This is a genomic window from Segatella maculosa DSM 19339 = JCM 15638 (assembly GCF_000382385.1).
Taxonomy (GTDB): Bacteria; Bacteroidota; Bacteroidia; order Bacteroidales; family Bacteroidaceae; genus Prevotella; species Prevotella maculosa.
This window is the reverse complement of sequence record NZ_KB908324.1, coordinates 38,515-57,409: the sequence shown is the minus strand read 5'-3', so window position 1 is coordinate 57,409 and position 18,895 is coordinate 38,515. Positions and strand designations below refer to the sequence as shown.

Genomic DNA, 18,895 nt, shown 5'->3' with positions numbered 1-18,895 from the left:
TCAATCTATATTAAGATAATTACTATAAGTTATTTTAGAGTGAGGGTTGTAATTCACAATCTTTATTCTATACCCCTTAGTGCCCCACTTCCAAAACAGGAATTTATGCTTGTATTCGCGTATCACAAAAGTAGAGAGAGAGTCACGCACATGATAGGAGAGTAAGCTATCACGTAGCGAAAAATGAAACTGTACCCACCTGTCGTTATAGGAAAACACACTATCACGCGGAGCAAGCTTCACAGAGTCGCTTGCATGAGTAGCAACATCCGACTGAGCAGCGACATCACGAGGTTTTACGTCTAATTCTTTCAGTAGCTTTCGATTTGCAAACTCACGCTTATAAGCATGCTTATCGATGTTCGAAGCTGGTTGTGTGACGGCGGTACTACTGTCATGCAAGACCTCACTAACAACAGGCTTATAAGTGCGAGCATGGGCCAGCTGCGTCTGCAATTCTTCAATCTCACTTTGTCCTTTCATCCATATGACATAGACTATAATTCCGCTCGCAGCAAGAAGTAGAATACACACCAAAAAAGACAGATATTTTCCTTTAAGATAATTCCAAATTTCCATACTTTAACCTCCTAAACGATTGATGCAACAATATCTATCATTCTACATAATGTGCGTGAATAAAGAGGGTCAGTAGCATACATTTCCCCTATCTTATCAGAAATACGCCTTGCAAATTCTTTCGGGTATAACCGATAAGGCCACGCATCCGCATAAATCTGCTTTTTGAAAAGCGCATTATGATCCTTCAAGCCCTCTTCAAGTGTCGCGTAATCACGAAACAAGCGCTTGCATCTGTATAAGTATCGTCCACTTTTCAGTGGAGTAATAGAAATAATGCATTCAGGCGCATTAAACTTTTTGTGAGGCGTTGAAAAGACCTCGCGAGTAGTGACCAATTGCCGTTTACCTGTCCAGGAACTCCCCACTGTCATGCCGAAAAGATTGTTACCGATAGCAGCCTTGCCCCAACCACTCTCCAGCATTGCCTGTGCGGTTGTGAATAAAGGAGAAACACAATTATCTTTATCTTTTAGGTAAAGTGCACAAGCAGCAGCATACACCGCCTTACAAAATACTTTCTGTTGATTTGTCATAATGATTTTGCTTTTGTTTTTGTTTGAATGTTAAGGAACTCGGATAAAAAAGGAATTTTCTCCACCCACTTTATCCGCAAAACATAGTAGATAAAAGCAACGATATACCATGCTGCAGTATCAGGCTTGAAAATCTTTTTCAGATTTTTCAAGACATTAAGCCCGTAAAAGTACATTGCAAGATAAGTTATCATGCTGACGCATTGCTGTGCCTGCACACACTGTTCTTTTAACTTTCCTATCTCAAAAATAGAGAGGCAAAGCACAAAGAAAACGGCAGCTTCAAGCCCACAACGGCCCGCTTTTTTCAAATCAAAATCTTCATGATTAGCTATCATTCCCGACAGATAGCCGAAAATGAAGTTAAGAAAAAAGATAAGCGAGAGCGTTTTAAGTTCAGGCTCAATGGGTTTCATAAATGCAAGCATGGCCAGCACAACACTTATGATAAATTCTTTTATTTTTTCAAACATCATAACAGTAATAATTTATAAAACAATTCAAAGATAAGCGCAAAAATGGCGGTGTAAAAATACGATATACCCCTGCACCAATTTCAAGCGAAATCAATACAGGGATATAACAAAGTTTATTCAACACTCTACTTCGTCAGCCACGACAGCTTTTCAACCTCTTCAAAAGTCTTATCAGAAGCCTTAAACGCTTTAAGCAATTCCTCTGCCTCAAATTCTACGACATCGACTTTCACTTCCTTTTCAGCTAACGATTTGAGATACTCCTCGCCTTTCTTGTTCCATGCAGCGAACCACGCGTTTATCTCTGCGATTTCCTGCTTTTCGGCCTCGGTTAACTCTCGTGCTTCTTCCTTGACTTTACGCTCTACCTCCTGTGCCTCTTTTACCCGCTGCTGCATCTTCTCAAACTCTTCGTCCTGAAGTGTTGCGCGCACCTCCTCGATGTCTTTGTCGTAAGTCTCCGAGACAGGGCGCAAGGCCTTGAGGTTCTTCCACACCGCGAGCATAGCTTCATCGCTCATGCTGCTTACTTTCAACGTCTTCAGCGCTCTGTAGGCTTCAACTGCTTTGATCGTTTTTACTTTCATATTTACTTTAATTCTTACTAAATTACTTTGTTATTTACTTTTCTTTTGCTTCTGCAGCACTGACTGTGCCGAGCTTCGCTGCGTTGGCCTTGCAGTACTTCACGAACTTTGCAACGTCAGTAACCACGCTGATGATCTCATCTTCATCGGTAGTCAGATAGCTGATGTTGATACCTCCGAAATGCGCAAATGTAGCGAGCATTTCCTTGTTACCCTCGTTGCTGCTGACACTTCCGTTTTCGATGTTTGCATACTTGTCGTTTTCAACTGAAACGATAGCCTTGATTGTTGTGCTTGCGCCTACTGCTTCAACGTTTGCCTTGAAGCCTGCGATTGCTTTTACTTTTACTTCCATGATTGTATATTTTATTGATTAATGAAAGGGTTTAATGCTAAAATATATGTTTCCTGCGTTATACCCATGAATGTGTATTCTATCTTGTAGTGCTGCCCTGCTGTAAAATCTTCAAAAATATGCGTGTATTTCTTCCCAGCTTCAAGGTCAGTAAAAGTATGTGCGTCCTCTCCGGCAAGCATTTGAGAACCGAGTTTGCTCGATATAAACCTCAATCGTATATCGAAGTCCTTATTGTTTGAAGTACGCACATAGTTATCCTTAATCTCTACCTCTACGACAATACGACCTCTAATGTCCTCACGTGCTTTAATCGAGAAGTAATCGTGCATCTGCTGTGCATCAGAAACGACTTCTACAGCAGATGATTTGAAGTCATGTATCGTGTAGTAGGTAGTAGCCTGCACTGGAGGTATGTTGAATGCAAGTGCCCTTGAAGATAGGAAAATATAGGCTTTATAGCTCCCGGTTGCGAAAATCATACCCTGCATTTCCACGCTTGTTCCACCGTCTTTCAGCGGTTTGTCAGAAGTTTTAAAATAAGCAATCTGTCCTGCAGCATTTTTCAGTGCAAGCCCGAAATAAGCCTCTGACAATTTACCGAATTCCTGCAGCGTCAGTTCGTTTTCCGTACCGAGACTTTTTATCATCATCGTTGCGAATACGCTGCCATTTTCATTTGTCTTACTTGTGACAAAAGGCCTTTTGAAAGGCGCAGTCGCAGCATGCTTGTAGCCTACAAAATCAGAAAGCCGGTAAGGACACGCAAAAGTAGAGCCTACTTTCACACGCTCCCAGTTGCTCTGTTCTTTATCGTATAATTCTGTAAGACTTTGTAGGCTACTACTATGTGCTATTTTTATACCGCATATCCCAACACCCTCAAAGTCTGCACCCTTGAACCACGTTGCATTGTCACGCCATTTTCTATTTTCAAAATCAAACTCGTCGGAGGTGAAAGGCTTGTTCAGTTCCACAGGCTTGTATTTTGCCCACATATTTATCTTATCGCTCCTACAAAGTGTTGCAAGGTCGTTGCTTGTTTCACCGAGTACAGTCTTTACATCTGCGATGCTGACGGGGGCCTGTATGATACCATTGATGACACTCATTTCTCACCTCCTTTCAATTTTTCAATTTCTGTTTCAAGCACTTTTATCCGCTTCTTCAACCGCTCTACTTTGTCATCCACCTGCACCGCTGCCCCGAGTGCAAGTGCAATAAGTCGTGTGTCGAGATAGTTCAGCTTCATGTAGCCGTCAGCATTTGTATAAATCATACTCCTGAGTGCACTTCCTTTCACGCTCTGCGCAATAAATCCTATACTGTGCTTGCCCGTGTCTTTGTAATCGAACTGCCAGGTACCGCCGAGCGAGCGAATTATCTGCATACTATCAACCTGCTTGATATTTTCTTTCAGTCTCCGGTCAGAAGTGGTATAAGCTGTTACGCCACCCTGCGCCAGCACATTACCTGTAAAAATTGCAGTTCTGTCCCTGCTGATAACGAGTGCATTCTGCCAGCCCTTGTTGTACACGTTAAATTGCAGTTCGTCACCCTCAAACAGCGTGTAAAGCGGACGGTCATTGCAACCGAAATAAACGGTATTGGAAGAGGATATGAATACTGCGCGCTGGTTACTACCCTCCTTATCTTTCAAGGTCAGTCCTACGTTATTCGCAAGACTTAAATATCCGTCAACGGTTAGGTTGCCATAGACTTCGCTGCCGCTTTCGTGGAAACGAGCAATGAGGGTGCTGCTGTCCTTCGTAATACCGAAGCCGAGGCTATTGTCAGCACCTCCGCGAATATTACCTATCTGATAGTGCGTGCCATACCAGCCGAAGTCGAGTGCGTGTCGGATTGCAGCAGCCGTAACCGCTGCATTCTTTATTGCACTATTAGCATTACGAATAGTCGTGATGTCACAGTACTCCGTTCCGGCAATCAGAAGACTATCACCTATGCGCATCGTCCCTTTTACATTCAGTTTGTAGGGCGAGTTTTTGTCGGTATCACCTATAACGACATTACCATTATTTAATATGCTGAAAACATGCTTCGCTGCATTATTCCACAGGAAGAATCTCGTCGGATAAGCACCGAACACCCACTCATTTCCACCCGCACACTGACACCTGTAAGAACTCTCGTCGCCTGCAGATATCAGTTTAACACCAGAATAGCCGGTGTGCTTGACAGTAAGCATCCCGTCGACATTCCCTGTACCGTCGAAATCCTGCCCCCAGATTTTTCGAGTTTGCTCAAGTTTTGTTGCACTGTTAACTTCACATTTAAGCAGCGTCCCGACATCAGAAGGCAATTGCGGATAATAGTTGTTGTCACCATTCAAGGTGATATTGCTCTCTTCTAATACTGTAATGAATTTTGTGTAATCAAAATCATTGAAAGGGGCCCAAATTGAAAAAATTCCCGTATTTGCATTGTAATAAAACTGCAAAGCATTTACTATGTCATTAAAGCTGCCCGTTGCACGTATATCAGCATCAAAGGATGATAAAGCATGATTTACACGAAAAAGAAGCGTTATAAATCCAACCCCTTTGTGACGTGATATCATTGCAAAAACAAGTTTATTGATTGACCACGGATATACTTTCTTTGATTTTGAAATACACCGATAGCCACCTCCTGCACCACCTTCTGTACTGACATTTAAACTTAGCTGTGTGACTTTCCCGTCCGAAGTCAGAATTTTTGAGTAATGCTTACCCCCTACAAATTCAGAATTTAGATTATGGATCATGCTCGTGTTCTGCATTGTTCCACCTGCAAGAGACAGATACTTCCCACTTACGACATCATCAGTGAGTTGTGAGAGTTTTATCAGGTTCTTTTCATCCCAAATCTTTATCCACTTCGCATCTTTGATTTGCTTGCCATCAGCTTCGTTCTTACGATAATATACGCTTTCATTTCGCTGCGTAGGGAGTGCGAGTTGACTAATCCAGTTCACGCTGTCATTTTTAGACCAGTCCATCGAAATGATATGTCTCCAATCATCGCCAATTCCGCTCTTTGTAGTCATCACAGCATAATAGCCAGCCTCGTCAGGTGCGAAATTGACTTCTCTGTGCGTCTTGAATGTATCGACGATACCATAGCCGTCAACGGTTGTGGGTTTGTTTGTCAATGCAGAAAAAGCGTGCGTGTGTGATATGCTTGCAGCATCTGTGATGCCGTACCCCTGCAAGGTGTTCGGCTTGCCTGTCAAGGAAGCAAAAGAGTGCGAATGTGCTGCAGGATTGAACTCATTCGGTTTGCCTGTGATTTCGTTCCAGGCATACGAGGGCTTCGTTGCAGCCTTGGCCCAGGCAGGCACATCGCTGGCAGGCATTGAGGTAGGCTTGTTCTTGATGATTGACCAGTCCACCGAGGTCAATGCACCTCCCTCAACTTTCTTTAGTCGCTCATTCAGATCATTGCCTAAAAATGCAGAAAGAACAGCAGTCGCCTTATCAACAGAATAGTCGGCCCAATTGTCCAGACGTTCATACGACATGCCACTACCCCCGCCACCTTGCATGGAACCTGCACCAAATGCAGAAATTCCACCTACAGCATAGAAGTTAGCTGCGCTTCCGTCTGCTTTTGAAACTTTTACGGCATTATTTTCCTTATCCCACGACAGGTAAATGTCACCAATCACAAGACGCTGTTCACCCTCTTTTTTCACGTAAGGGGTGTTTAGATACAACGACAGCAACGATAGCAGTGCTTCACCAATCCGCGTCGCTGTATTTGCATAAGGCATACGTTCGTCACGTATTGCCTCGAGCTGTTTAGTAATGCCTTTTATCGTTGCTGTCAGATCACTCATAAATACAATAAAAACGAAACAAAAAGTTTAACGAAAACAAAATTAAAGGTGTAGGTGTGAAAATAAAAATACGCTATAAATTTCTTCCGATGCCTACACCTGCGAAGATTTCCTGCAGTCCTGAAGAAAGAAGACCGTTGTAAGCCTCACCGTAAAACGACGCTTCAAATTCGTTTAACCGCATCACAGAAGAATAGTATTTCCTTGCGAACCAATCGCGCTTAACGCGAGGGTGACCACCTGCCATGCGACCTCCCCAGGCAGGGCCGACCCGCTTCTGTTTGTTTAGCCCATGTTCCTCGCGATACTCTTCACCGCCAGGCAGCAGGAAAGGAAGTGTGCCGTTAGTCTCTCGAAACTTCTCTCCAAACTCACGGCCAACTCCTGCAGCAACATAGATGCCATATAGAGCAAACTTGTGCTCAATTGTTGTCACAGCACCTACCCCAATGATAGCCGACATGCTATTGTAAAGATAGCCCGAGTCTTTGACTGCAAGCTTATCCATGCGCTCACGCCAGAATGTCAGCATTTCTTTAGCCCACCCCTCTTCATATCTTCGCAAATCATTCACATTGCGCGTATTCATCGTAGAGAAGCGAGTAAGCATTCCCGAAATGTGCTGACTCCTATCCATGTCTATTCCTCCCAATCTTTAGCCTGATACACGAGGTTAGTAGGCAGGTCATTATCTATCATGAAATAAAGGCCTGTCGTGCCATTGAAGCTATAACGCCCTAACTCCTTGTAATAGATGCGCTCAATGCCCAAGTAAGCCATTTCCCCACGATACGCGCCTGAGAATTTATCAGCAAGCGTCTTCGCAAGAAACTGCTTGAAAATAGTTCTGCAAAGTTCGAGAGCCTTTTTCCTACTCTCTGCGTCCCCCATTTTGTAGCCAGCGAGCACCCAAACCGTGTAGACAGATTTCGTGAAGAACCCAGATTTGTTACTGTGCACGTTGTTATCCGTCGTGTCATCAACAAGGACAAAGTTCTCCGTCTTGCGAAATTCGCCGATAAGCCCCTCGATAGACTCGGGGCCAGAGCACGGCATCACCTTGAAACCATGTTCACGACAGAGGCGGTTCTTTTCTGCAAGGGTCGTGAAGTAATCAATAGGATTAAAATTATTTTCCATATTTCGCCTCAAATTCGGCTGCCTCTCGTGCTTTCTCATTTAGTTCAGTAAGTGCACGCCAGCAGTCCATGTTCTTAATCATTTCCTCTTTTGTCACATCGCCTTGCGTGAGCGCACGCAACTGTACATTTGCCATTTTAAGCAAATCCCACTTTGTAGGCTCACCGCCTGCAGGACGAAAGAAAGAAGGGAATTGTCTTGCAAATTCAGCTTTGACATAGCAGTACCACGCAAACACACCTGTGCGTTCCGCGATATCAAGCTTCAGGCGCTTAGGGGCATCCCCATTGCGCTTGCGATAGAGAATGCGGGCAAGGGCATCAAGGTTTTCTGCTTTTTTAGAAGACAGATAAACCTGGAATGCTGTTTCCGCAGAAAGGTAGTCTATAAAAGATATGCCGTGCAAGTTCACATCGACAGCCCGGCAACCACGAATGCTATCCAACCGCACATTCATAGTGTCGAAGCTATCGATGAAGTCAAACTGATGAATAAGACTTTGAACTTGATTAGCCGTAATCGTGAAGAACTTCCTACGTCCAAGCCGACCGCGCATAAAGCAGAACACACCTTTTGAAGTCCACTTCTGCACGTGAATTCCACAAAAGCGCATAAACATAAAAGTCTTGATTTGTGTGAGGTCACTAAACGTGCCGAGTAATCCGAACACATAACGCAGCTGATCTTGTGACAGCTCACGCCATGCTCGAGGGGCGTGCAGTATCAACCCCTTTTCTTTAGAAAATGTACACCCCTGACTCCTTAGTGTTCTTGTAATTCTCATAATGATTAGCTTTGTATTCCTTACTGTTCTTATACTCGCTGAAAGCCTCGATGTTGTCCTCCATGATCGTTGAAAGCTGATTGTACGCAAAGCGTTCTGCAGCTTTATCCCCTTTCAGATGCAGCACTAACCAGAAGCGCACTTTATCAATAGCACGCTTGACAACATCCGTAGCCGAGTTGGTGGCCACGGCCTTGACGAACGCATCAAACTGCGCATCGCTAATTCGTGACCTCAATATCTGCTCGCCCTCTACAAGCAAAGGTTGTGCAGCTTTGAAATCCTCAATTGTGGAATGGTCATAGCCACAAATGTTGCTGTAATCAAAATAGGTATTGATGAGAGAGAGCTTCATGCGTGAAGCTTCAAACCACCCTTGCAGCTTGAATAAACGAGGGAGGATAAGTGAAAAGTCGGTCATATACAACCGCTCCACGTTTGCCAACATCGCATCGACGCGTACCTTTGAAGCAGGTGCAAGGTTAGTAGCAGACACTACCCCGAAACCTGATGCTGTCATCACGAGGTCAAGCTGACGCGCATTGTCATAGAAAGCACGCCTACACACGTAAGATTTCACGAGAGCAAGCAACTCGTTGTCTGTACCTTCTTCCACTGCCTTTCGTCCGACCTCGTTCAATACCAGCGCAGAAAAGGTTGAATACGTGTCAGAGATAGCGCTACAGAGCATATTAAAAACCTCACCATTCTTGCTCGTAGCCACCACAACGGCAGCCTCTAAGGTTTGCCGGGTAATTTCAATCCTCGTTACTGTTGTTTCCATTTGCGTCAGGATTAGGTTTTACTTTTTTCTTCTCTTCGTTCTCGTCAAGTGTCGTCAGTACAATAAACGGCACGTCAACGTCGTATTTCTCTTGCCAACCGTTGTAATACAGTATCACGCGGAAAGGTTCAAGCAGCACATCATGAAAGGCCGTCTCCGCAGCCTGCTTCAGCAAGAAAAGTTCGCGCTTATCGCTACCGCTGTTATTCATCGCCGACTTGCCGGGTGTAGCGCCTACGAGATTTGGATGAACGTTGTCACCGTAACAAAGTGAGTTACTTGCTTCCTGCACGTCATCGGCCCAGTCGCCACCCTCCTTGCGTCCTTGTTCAACATCGACAATATGCACCATGTGCACCTCCTTGCCCGATGCAGGGTCGATATAGAAGCCAGATATCCACGTTTTACCTATATTCTCATTACCACCGATAAAGTCGTTGATATTCTGCTTTTCCTGCTTGATACGCGCCTTGATTTTGTCAGGGTCGGTGATACCGTCTTCTTCGCAAATCTGCCTCCAGTAGTCTTTGTGCACTTCGACCTGAAAACGCGGAGGCGCAGAGTTGCGTATCTTAGCACGCTTGCCTTTACCTATCAGCTCATAGATGTCATACCATGAATCTTTGAACGTTGCGACATAAAAAGGAATAGGGTAATACTGATATCCTGGCGTCGGAAATCTTGTGAGAATTGCAAATTTACGTGTGCGTGTAGCACGCCCGAAAGCGTCGCCACGTGCAGCCCTACGACACTCGCCCGTAGCAGGGTCAGGGTCAAGCCCCATGCGCACGCGCAAATCTCCCCAGGGGTCGATTTCATCAAGCAACTCAATGACTTCCACATCACCGTCTTTCACTGTGTTTTTCCAGTTCGCATAAAAAACGTGATTGATGCGACCATTTTCATCTGCTTTTTCAAAACGACAATAACAACTCTCCTTGTGACGCACCTGTACAATGTGACAGCCCTCATTGTCGAGCACTACGACTGTAACCGTAAAAAAGAAGTATTTCATGTCAAGCACCTGCTCAATAAAGAAGCGGTTGAGCTGATTTCGAAAGTAGAAGTCGCATATCTCTCGATCGCGCGTCTTCTTTTCAGTAGCGATGTCATAGAAGCGTACACCCTGCCCATAGCACGTGAGCGCATTGAAGAGTTTGTTTTGCGCCATGACCATGTTTTCGCCCACCTTTTCAATGATGTGATAAGGCTGCATGTCATCGGCCCCGAACGGAACATACTTATAAGTTTTGCCCCCTTGCGTGAACGTTCTGGGCTGAATGATACCACTATCGTCAAAAACCACTGACGAATTTTCAGAATACTCTGCATTAGCCGAGGCACTGTGCCCATTCGTAAAGCCAGCAGCCGAAGCACCGTAGATTTCGTAATCTCCGCGCTTTTCGATAAAATTCAACGTTGAATTCTGTTCCATTTTTTACATATAGATTTCTGCGCCCATAAACTCAAAGATACACACATCGCGCACCTCGCGTATCTGCCGATTGTTAGGATTTATCAGCCGATGAGTACCACCGCGCCAATGCCCCGATTTTACCAACCAGCCTTTATACTCAATAATGTCACCGGTCTTAAGCTTCCAACATTTCAAGTTGACCAGTTGCTTGCGAATAGCAGCTATATCTAACTGCTTGCGCATTTCTGTGATGTGAATAGGCTTATTCATTAATCAAAAGTATTATCAAAAGTGTTATCGAAAATTCGGCCTGCACGTTGCAGGTCAATAACGTTGTGAATGCGCTGCGCATACTGATAAGAAAAAGTGAAGCGCGCTATCTCATCATCAAGGTTTGACACCTCTGATTTCGACTCTGTAAGTGTCACCTCCTTGCCGACAACAGGCTGTCCGTTGACGAAATTCACGACATGCACGCGCTCAGCGCGAAAGAGTTCGTCCACCCAATTTTGCTGTGCAACCGTGAGATAGCCAGTATCAGCCTTGAAGAGTCGGTTTTCAACAATCTCTATATTACGCGTCTTACCCAGCACATTAACCGTCGTGCGCTTGAACGAGGGGCTGACCTGATGTTTACCTACGCAATACATCAATTCATCACAGCCGAAAGAGTTCTCAAACATCAAGATAGGTGCGCAATCAGGATGAGTCCAGTCAATCATATATTTTTGTGTGCGTTCGCCAGCCTTGACAACAAAGAAGTCAAGTTCCTTGCCCGCTTTCGCAAAGCGTGAGGGAGAAACGTCAACAGTTGAATACTTATTGTTACCCTGCACTTTCGGAGCAGTAAAGTCAGCTGTTGAGCCGTCAACATAGGTCGCCTTGACAGCTGCCGAGTCGGTACCGATATAGTGCAGGAACTCCAAGCGCCCCAAGGCCGACACGCGGTCACCGCTGTAAATAGACAGAAAATGCGTGCGCAGAAAGTCTTCAGCCTTAGCCGTTACAGTGCCTTGTGTGAAGTCAGCAGCGCAATAGACTACCTTAGCATTCAGCACCTTTGTATCTATCACGGCATCATTGTCGCCGAGGTCGGTAATTGTAATAGCAATATCGACACTCAACCTTGCATGTGCATACGAGGTGAAGAGTGCGGAGAGGTCGGTGAGTTCAATGCTGCCGTCATACTGATAAAGATGCTCGTCATACATTTTCACACCGTCAACCGTCATGACAACGCCTGCTCGACTGCCCCCGATAGTGAAAGACAAATCGGGAATTGATGCACTGAAATAGGTACCCGAAAGAGATTTTAAGACAGTAATCATACAAATTCTATTTACAACACAAAGGTAACAGAGAATACAAGCTGACAAAAATACAAATGCAAAGTGCATCATCTGGCATGATTACCCGATGCAAAGCAGCGTGCAATATCATGCAGATTATCATGTGATTTGATATTGATTGCAGAACTATTTTATAGGAAATAACATCTTTTTCAACAAATGTTGAAAATAAATGCCTAAAAATTTGCATATTCAACAAATGTTGATTATCTTTGCAATGTGAATTAAAAGAAAGGACTACATGAAGAAAAGAAGAAAATCAAAGGAACTCAAAGAAAGCGAAGATGACTTGATGTTCTACTTAGAAAATTGGAAAAAGTTCCCCAATCACTTTCAGAACATCGCAAAAAAGGAAATCGAAGCGTTAGAAAACAAAATCAAGAACAATTAAGCCTGACCTCCTTCGGGAGGCAGGCAACAAAACAGAAAAGAGATGATGAAAAAAGAATTACAAGCACTTGCAGCAAGAAACAGAGCAGCAAAGACACAGAAAGAAAGAGACAAGGTTGCCATGGAAATGGAGAAACTGAAGAATAAGGATCCAAAGGCTTTTACAGAAGCATTGGAAAATCTCATCAAGACAACCGCAAGCAGAGTGGAAGAACTTACGATTGCAGACAGAATGGGCGAGATGACAAAGATGCTTTCAATGGCCTACATCGCACGCAACTACTTCGGCAAATCGCGTTCATGGCTGGCACACAAGATAAATGGTGATGTCATCAACGGCAAACCGGTTGCTTTCACAGAAGAAGAAAGACAGACGTTCAAGCATGCACTTGCCGACATGTCTGCACAATTAGGCTCGCTGGGCGTTTCCTTATAGCCCTTTCTTTTTAATCACACAGTAGCCCGAGGTTGAGCCACCTCGGGCTTTTTCGTACCCACAAAAAAACTGCAGACGTCCTCGCGACGCCTGCAGCCGAATTTTAACCAATTGTCTGTTTCCAGACGAATATGGTACAAAATTATGTAAAAAAATGTATTTCTACGTATTAAATAAAGAAAAATTTATTTCAGTCTCCATATTTTCCAAACAAGTCCGCCAGACTCATCCGGTTCAAGTAGGAAACCATTCTCCGACATGTAGCCAACAACATCTTGCTGTGTCAGCGGATAGGTGCTGTCTAAAGCTTCGATAATTTCAGAGGTTGTCTTGTTGTCCTCGACAAAAAGAGACATTTGCGAGGGAGGGATATTATTAGCACGTGTACTGAAATAAGCATCAAGCACGGTGCGTTCAATCTTGCTGTTCTCGTTCATTTTTTTTACCTTTTAGAATTATTTCAAATTGTTTTCTAAGCGCGTGAAAGCTGCGCACGTAATCAAGCAGTTCTGCGTCTGAGAAATCATCACCCGACAGAATTTTATCTGTAATGTCATTACAGAGGTCAATTCGCGCTTCGAGCGCTGATGTATCGAGCAGGTCTTGCAAAGCATTGCAAGCCTGCGCATTGTAATTATTCTCAATCATACCAAAAGTTTTCATTTTTCTGTTTTTATTTGTAAGGTTTTATAATGAAGTCGCTATTTCCCAGGTCCAGGCATACGACTTACTTTCATTAACTGTGCTATTCCTTACCTCCCTCCTTGCTGTTCAAACGGTAAACAAGCCAGCCTGCACAAGCTGCAGCAGGAATGGCCACAAGCGGATGAGAAACCACGGCAAATACGCTCACACCTAAGCAGATTGTACCTAAGTGCATGTAGAGCACCGTGCGGCGTGTCACGGAGAAGTCACACAACCGCGAATAGATCTCGCTACGTTGATTGAGATAGTTAGCCACTGAATTTACTGCATTCGCGATAGTTGTGCGAACATCGACACGCTGCTGAATTTGCACACCGTCGAACTGGATAGTTTGTTGCTGCATATTACATTATCTTTTAAGCTTTCCTGCAGTTCCGCTGCGTTGCCGGTAAAACGAGAAAGGCGGTCGCCAATCTCGCTGCTTAAAAGATAATGCTTCCACTCCGAAGAGCTTTGAAAAATCTACGAGAAGGCAACCGCCAAATATGTTAGTTGTGGGCATAAAAAAGGCCCGAGCAATTTTGCCGAGCAAGTAACCGCTGCTCGCCGGAATGGTCTACCATTATCTTTTAAGCAGTGGCAAAATTAAGAAATATCCCCGAAACCTGCAAGAGATTTCGGGGAAAAGTTAGAATTCAATATTAAATTCTTTCATTATGCTAAGCAATTCAGGTTCTTCTATAACTCTTAAATTGTGACCTTGTGCTTGCAAATCCTCTATTTTCTGCATTTTAGACGGGCCTGCCCCTTTACCAACTATAACAATATCTGTCCTTTTAGATATAGAGGTATTAATGTCAGCACCATACGCTTTGAGCACTTCTGCAATAGTTTCTCGAGCAGGGAACATTTCAAGGTTTCCTGTCAGCACTACTCTTTTCATGAAGAAAGGAGTTTCCTTATTCTCCACTTCTTCAGGGGATAAAGGTTGTTTCGTCTCTTTTTTCAATGTTTTTTCTTTAGGCTTGACAAAATGCGGGATGCTTTCCGTAGGCCTTGGTAATTCCACGCCCGACAACACAAGGATTATCTCTGCGCAAGCTGTAGCATCACAAAGGGCATCATGATGTTTCCCTAAATCAACATGTAACACTTTACAAGTTTCATCTAAAGAAAGATGCGTTAACGAAAAAGTGTCAACAACGCCTGTAATAGGAATAGTTATACCATAATGTGCCGACACCTTTTTCAATACATCAAGATCGAAAGAGGTGTTGTGAGCTGCCAACACTTGCCCTGATATATAATGCTCAATTGTCGGCCATAAATCTTGGAAAGTAGGGGCATTCTCAACCATTTCGGGAGTAATCCCATGAACATGGGTGTTAGTAACTGTTCTATCATCAGGGATAGGTTTGATGAGAGAATAAAACTTTTGAACGATGACATCGTTCTCTACACGAACAAGGCCCAAAGCACAGGCACTCGTTCTTTCAGGTGTCATTGTTTCGATATCAATGACAGTAAAGGTGTGCTTCTCCATTTTTTACTTTTACTACGTTATTTATTAAGAGTTATAATATTTCGTGATAAAAACGGCTTCCTACTTTCACAAGCAAAAAGCCTAAAATCGAAAAACCTTCAACTTCATGCAAAGTCTATATCTGCAAAAGTAAAGAAAAACTCTCTAACCTACAAGCGATTAGAGAGTTATTTCTATAAATATATGTTTTGCAACATATATCAAGCGTCTATGAATAAATCAGGAACATCGCAGCCAATAGCCTGCGCAATCTCACGAAGAAAGCTCAACCGCATATCTTGTGCCATGCGCCAGGATAGCGTGCGCTCTTTTAGTCCCAATTTCTCGGCTATCATCGGAATAGTAACTCCATGCCGATGTGCCACTTTCACTATTGCAAGTTTCTTCATCGTTTTACTCTTTTAGTTAAAAACTCTGCTGCTTTTCGTAAAGAGGCTGCAAGTTTGTCAGCATCAAATTCGTCTTTATTTAGAACCATGCGCCAGCGTGGTTTTTTTGTGCGCACAAGGAATATATATTGCTTATCCTCACTATACTCAATAAAATAAGTGCTTTTACACATAAAAATCTATTTCTTGAACAATAGACGGATGAATGCCGTCATCTTCATACAACATAAGAGAGGTGTGTTCTCCTGTTCCCTTATTACAGAACTCGGTTAATCTACACTCATCGGTGTAGAACTCGTAGGCTCTTTCTAAGTTTTCAAACTCTTTACTTTTAGAACCGTCATGCAAGAGTGGACATGTGCCGTTTTGCATTTTTAGATAAGAAATTATATACATAATACAATATATTTAGTTGTTAAACGTTATTCTTCATGTAATTTTAAATCTCGCGACAGTGGTTGCGATGAAGGTTTAAATTTTATTTAGTATTTTCATGCGCCAGGCTGTGAAGTCTGGCGCTTGTATTTATTTGAAATAGAATTTATACATTACATCATCTACCATTTTCTTGTAGACAAAATTCATACCGCAGAGGAACATTGTTAATTCTTCTTTGTCCTCACAATCAGAGTCCTGCACCGCCTCATTGATTAAATCAAAGTTCTCGCAGCTTGTGCAATCGAAGTCGCCGCCGTCCGAACTATCGAAGCCTTGATACTCTTCACCTTTATAAGTAAAGCTGTTATCACCGTCTTCAACAACGTCTGTATCGTTTAGCTCCTTTATTTCTACTTCTATCTTGTTGTTCTCGATATATTCAGCGATAGCCTCTTTTACTATTTCTTTATATTCCTCTTCATCGATATAGTTCATATCAATTACATCAGATTTATATTCGCTAAAATCATCGTAGTTATACAGATTTTGAACAAGCTCGCGGAATTCCTCTATATCTTTACCGCCGAATAAATCTTCAAATTGAAATTTAATACGTGCACGCTGCTCCTCCTCTTCGTCTTCGAGCATTTTGTACCAAATATCGTTAGCCTTGTTGAGCAAATCATCCCACTCTTCTCTATCTTCTTCAGATAAAACAGAGTCCCACTTCTGCTCGTAATCCTCATTATCGAAGAGTTCGTAAAAGAAGTTTGGGTCGTTCTCAGCCTCGTTTTCAAGGTACTCTTTGAAAGAAATCTCTTTCATGTTGTTGTTGAAATAGTAGTTTTCTTTAATTGCTGAAAGTGTATTTAAATTAATCATATAATTTGCCCGTCATGCCGATAGCGCAGCGTTAAGGTTTAATTTATAATTCTACAACTGAATTTCCATTCTCTACTTCCACGAAGTCTACATAATCATCAAATATTATTACGCGATATGTGTTATTTCTCAACTCCTCAATATGGGGAAACAAGCTTTATATTCTATATAGTAGTTAGCACCATTTTGGCAAATAAAGTGGCAAAAGGGTTTGTTTAAGAATTCACAACCTGTTGTGTCAACTTCAAAGCCTACAATTTCGCTGATTGTCTGTGCTTTTGAACTTGCTGTGTAATCTTTAACAGTCTTCATGATTTTGAACAGTTTTTACGGTGTGTCTCACCTTTTTAATTGTTGTTGTTATTTGTTTACATTGCAAAGATAGGAATAAAAATTAAATCCGCAATATATAATTGCGGATTTAACACTATTTTAACACAAATGTATGATTTTCGACCCTAAAAAGGCTTTGTAAGGAATATTTTAAGCAATTTATGCCCCCTTTAGACAAAGAAACGGCAACTATAAATTGCAAGGCAATTTCTAAAGAAATAGGTAAAATGTTAGTCAAAAAGGGCGTATTTGTTGGCGAGGCTCCGATTTTCGAGGAAATTGGAGCAACAAAACACGGCTTTTATTCCGATTTTGCACGGCCCTAAGCAGTTAAAACGTTGAATTACAGCGAGAAACGTTTTAACTGAAAGAAAAAAGCGAAGTTCGCTCTTTTTGTACCCCCCACCGCCCTACGCCCGACATGGCAATTGCCTCTTTGAGTTTAGCGGAATATGTAAAACAAAATTATCATGCAGGCAATTGCCTGCGGTCGCAAGTGAACACACGAAAAAGGCAGGCAACTCAAAAGCTGCCTGCCCTCTCTGAAGAAAGATATTTTACAATCTTCCACTATCTCGATACGAATAATAACGGCCGTCCGTTACAATAATATGGTCAAGGAAATAAATCCTAACTGCCTCGCATGCCTTTTGTACACGCTTCGTAATACTATCATCGGGCAAAGACGGGGTTATGCTTCCACTCGGGTGGTTGTGGGCAAGTGCAACTACAGTTGCATTGCATAACAAAGCCTCTTTCAGAATAACGCGGACATCGATAGCTGTTTCGGTCAACCCTCCCTCGCTTAGCTTTATAGATTTAATAAGCTTATAATGGTGATTAAGGAACAGCACGTGCGCCTGCTCTAAGGGTAAATCACGCATTTTGGGCAAAAGATAGTCATACATCGCGACAGAAGAAGAAAAGTCTATCGTGTCCTTTGCCTGCTCTATCTGTCTGCGCTTTCCTATCTCCAACGCTGCCCTGATGCTAAGTGCCTTGCTTCTCCCTATCCCCTCAAACTGCATGAGTTCATAGGTAGACATCCTTGCCAACCTTGCAAGACTGTGCCCGCAGGCATTCATCAGCTGCCTGCATAAATCAACCGCGTTGAGTTCAGCACTGCCACTTCCTATAATGATAGATAACAATTCTGCATTACTAACTACATCACACCCTACATTATCAAATTTGAAACGTGGCTGCTCTTCCTTGACCCAATTGCAAATATTAGAACTATTCATAACTTCTATATTATCTATGATTAAATTGCATGATATGTTTTGTTGTGTTCTCTGCGAAACGACCCCAATATGTTTTTTTAGATATGCCTTTCACCGACTTAGCAATGAACAAAGCGCCTTTAACCTCTGCCCCTGCTTCCTGCAAAAGTGCTGCAAAATGCTCGGCCGTTGTGCCTGTCGTTACAAGGTCATCGAATATAATAACCTTGCGCCCTGCAAAAAACTCTTTATCAAGTTCTATGCGATACGTTCCGCTATCCTGCACAACATGATTTGCGGTGCGATGCAAAGCATCACGTTTGCCTAAAATCGTAACATGCTGCATAGCGTTTACCTGCTGACAACGGCAAGCGACAACATGAGAAAAATAACTAAATCGGTGACGATATTCAGCATTAGAGGAAGCAGGCACGCACACAATAGTATATTCATTGCATTTGTGGCCATACCAATTCCACATCAAGCGCACAATTAAATCAGCTGCAAAATTGGCAGCCTCCTTGCGACCGCTTTTGAAATTGTAAATAAGGTTACGCACCTTAACAACTTGCTCACTTGTTGCTGCGTATCTTTGAGGAAGATACTCATAAAAATTAATCTTTTTCATATTCATATTGGTTAAAATTCTGGTAATGTTCAAGAGCCTTACTGGAGATTTCCACGTGAGGAGTGAACTTTTTTTTATTCCGTACAAAGCCCGGTCGCCTTCTTTCGATTTCCGATGCGAGGTTAAGAGGTGGCAGGGTGTCAGAACGCTGGGGTTCTGGCACCTTTTTGATGTTGGATGCCGTTATTTTTCAGCGCAGC

The 18,895-nt window shown here is 42.9% G+C and carries 24 protein-coding genes; 2 read left to right on the top strand and 22 right to left on the bottom strand.

Annotation, left to right across the window (positions count from 1 at the left end; all coding sequences use genetic code 11):
* The 14 genes from H164_RS0107145 to H164_RS0107080 form a co-directional block, all read right to left on the bottom strand.
* Complete coding sequence (locus H164_RS0107145) at window positions 1-579, bottom strand: DUF6549 family protein (RefSeq protein WP_004378714.1); 579 nt, start codon at window positions 577-579, stop codon at window positions 1-3.
* A gap of 11 nt (window positions 580-590) precedes the next feature.
* Window positions 591-1,115: a glucosaminidase domain-containing protein gene (locus H164_RS0107140; protein WP_004378713.1), complete on the bottom strand. Its 525-nt coding sequence runs from the start codon at window positions 1,113-1,115 to the stop codon at window positions 591-593.
* On the bottom strand, window positions 1,112-1,591 hold the full coding sequence (locus tag H164_RS0107135) for a hypothetical protein (protein WP_004378712.1): 480 nt from the start codon (window positions 1,589-1,591) through the stop codon (window positions 1,112-1,114). The genes H164_RS0107140 and H164_RS0107135 overlap by 4 nt, the downstream gene beginning before the upstream one ends.
* 125 nt (window positions 1,592-1,716) lie before the next feature.
* Window positions 1,717-2,178 carry a hypothetical protein gene (locus H164_RS0107130; RefSeq protein WP_019967982.1) on the bottom strand — a complete coding sequence of 154 codons (462 nt, stop codon included), beginning with the start codon at window positions 2,176-2,178 and terminating at the stop codon, window positions 1,717-1,719.
* A gap of 34 nt (window positions 2,179-2,212) precedes the next feature.
* Window positions 2,213-2,533 (bottom strand): hypothetical protein, encoded by a 321-nt coding sequence (locus H164_RS0107125; RefSeq protein WP_004378710.1) that lies wholly within the window; start codon window positions 2,531-2,533, stop codon window positions 2,213-2,215.
* Between the two features lie 11 nt (window positions 2,534-2,544).
* Window positions 2,545-3,645 (bottom strand): hypothetical protein, encoded by a 1,101-nt coding sequence (locus H164_RS0107120; protein ID WP_004378709.1) that lies wholly within the window; start codon window positions 3,643-3,645, stop codon window positions 2,545-2,547.
* Window positions 3,642-6,374, bottom strand: a complete 2,733-nt coding sequence (locus H164_RS15880; protein WP_019967981.1) for a tail fiber domain-containing protein — start codon at window positions 6,372-6,374, stop codon at window positions 3,642-3,644. The genes H164_RS0107120 and H164_RS15880 overlap by 4 nt, the downstream gene beginning before the upstream one ends.
* 73 nt (window positions 6,375-6,447) lie before the next feature.
* Window positions 6,448-7,011 carry a hypothetical protein gene (locus H164_RS0107110; RefSeq protein ID WP_036872701.1) on the bottom strand — a complete coding sequence of 188 codons (564 nt, stop codon included), beginning with the start codon at window positions 7,009-7,011 and terminating at the stop codon, window positions 6,448-6,450.
* Between the two features lie 2 nt (window positions 7,012-7,013).
* A complete protein-coding gene (locus tag H164_RS0107105; RefSeq protein ID WP_019967979.1) occupies window positions 7,014-7,514 on the bottom strand; it encodes a hypothetical protein in 501 nt (166 codons plus the stop codon).
* Entirely contained in the window at window positions 7,504-8,241 is a 738-nt protein-coding gene (locus H164_RS0107100) for a hypothetical protein (protein ID WP_019967978.1), read from the bottom strand. Before H164_RS0107100 ends, H164_RS0107105 begins: the two co-directional genes overlap by 11 nt.
* Before the next feature lie 10 nt (window positions 8,242-8,251).
* A complete protein-coding gene (locus H164_RS0107095) occupies window positions 8,252-9,082 on the bottom strand; it encodes a DUF6712 family protein (RefSeq protein ID WP_081622269.1) in 831 nt (276 codons plus the stop codon).
* Window positions 9,057-10,517, bottom strand: a complete 1,461-nt coding sequence (locus H164_RS0107090) for a hypothetical protein (RefSeq protein ID WP_019967976.1) — start codon at window positions 10,515-10,517, stop codon at window positions 9,057-9,059. The genes H164_RS0107095 and H164_RS0107090 overlap by 26 nt, the downstream gene beginning before the upstream one ends.
* A 3-nt stretch (window positions 10,518-10,520) precedes the next feature.
* On the bottom strand, window positions 10,521-10,769 hold the full coding sequence (locus H164_RS0107085) for a hypothetical protein (RefSeq protein WP_007134207.1): 249 nt from the start codon (window positions 10,767-10,769) through the stop codon (window positions 10,521-10,523).
* Window positions 10,769-11,827, bottom strand: coding sequence for a hypothetical protein (locus tag H164_RS0107080; RefSeq protein ID WP_019967975.1), 1,059 nt, complete (start codon window positions 11,825-11,827; stop codon window positions 10,769-10,771). Before H164_RS0107080 ends, H164_RS0107085 begins: the two co-directional genes overlap by 1 nt.
* Before the next feature lie 262 nt (window positions 11,828-12,089).
* Between H164_RS0107080 and H164_RS15695 the strand changes: the two genes are divergently transcribed.
* Together H164_RS15695 and H164_RS0107070 are read left to right on the top strand one after the other, a co-directional pair.
* Entirely contained in the window at window positions 12,090-12,239 is a 150-nt protein-coding gene (locus tag H164_RS15695; RefSeq protein ID WP_004378699.1) for a hypothetical protein, read from the top strand.
* Window positions 12,240-12,281: 42 nt separating this feature from the next.
* Complete coding sequence (locus H164_RS0107070) at window positions 12,282-12,674, top strand: DUF5053 domain-containing protein (protein WP_019967974.1); 393 nt, start codon at window positions 12,282-12,284, stop codon at window positions 12,672-12,674.
* Window positions 12,675-12,859: 185 nt separating this feature from the next.
* Here the strand turns inward: H164_RS0107070 and H164_RS0107065 are convergent, their stop codons facing one another.
* The 8 genes from H164_RS0107065 to H164_RS0107010 form a co-directional block, all read right to left on the bottom strand.
* On the bottom strand, window positions 12,860-13,111 hold the full coding sequence (locus H164_RS0107065) for a hypothetical protein (protein ID WP_019967973.1): 252 nt from the start codon (window positions 13,109-13,111) through the stop codon (window positions 12,860-12,862).
* The gene (locus H164_RS0107060; RefSeq protein WP_007134210.1) at window positions 13,089-13,337 is read right to left on the bottom strand and encodes a hypothetical protein; all 249 of its coding nucleotides are present in this window, start codon (window positions 13,335-13,337) and stop codon (window positions 13,089-13,091) included. Before H164_RS0107060 ends, H164_RS0107065 begins: the two co-directional genes overlap by 23 nt.
* 82 nt (window positions 13,338-13,419) lie before the next feature.
* On the bottom strand, window positions 13,420-13,722 hold the full coding sequence (locus H164_RS0107055; RefSeq protein ID WP_019967972.1) for a hypothetical protein: 303 nt from the start codon (window positions 13,720-13,722) through the stop codon (window positions 13,420-13,422).
* Between the two features lie 285 nt (window positions 13,723-14,007).
* Window positions 14,008-14,862 carry an exonuclease domain-containing protein gene (locus tag H164_RS0107045; RefSeq protein ID WP_019967971.1) on the bottom strand — a complete coding sequence of 285 codons (855 nt, stop codon included), beginning with the start codon at window positions 14,860-14,862 and terminating at the stop codon, window positions 14,008-14,010.
* Between the two features lie 200 nt (window positions 14,863-15,062).
* A complete protein-coding gene (locus H164_RS0107040) occupies window positions 15,063-15,251 on the bottom strand; it encodes a hypothetical protein (RefSeq protein ID WP_004378694.1) in 189 nt (62 codons plus the stop codon).
* Window positions 15,252-15,776: 525 nt separating this feature from the next.
* On the bottom strand, window positions 15,777-16,454 hold the full coding sequence (locus H164_RS0107025; protein WP_238315132.1) for a hypothetical protein: 678 nt from the start codon (window positions 16,452-16,454) through the stop codon (window positions 15,777-15,779).
* A 947-nt stretch (window positions 16,455-17,401) separates the two neighbouring features.
* On the bottom strand, window positions 17,402-18,088 hold the full coding sequence (gene radC, locus H164_RS0107015; RefSeq protein ID WP_007134217.1) for a RadC family protein: 687 nt from the start codon (window positions 18,086-18,088) through the stop codon (window positions 17,402-17,404).
* A 10-nt stretch (window positions 18,089-18,098) separates the two neighbouring features.
* Window positions 18,099-18,695, bottom strand: coding sequence for a ComF family protein (locus tag H164_RS0107010; protein WP_238315133.1), 597 nt, complete (start codon window positions 18,693-18,695; stop codon window positions 18,099-18,101).
* Window positions 18,696-18,895: the final 200 nt, after the last annotated feature.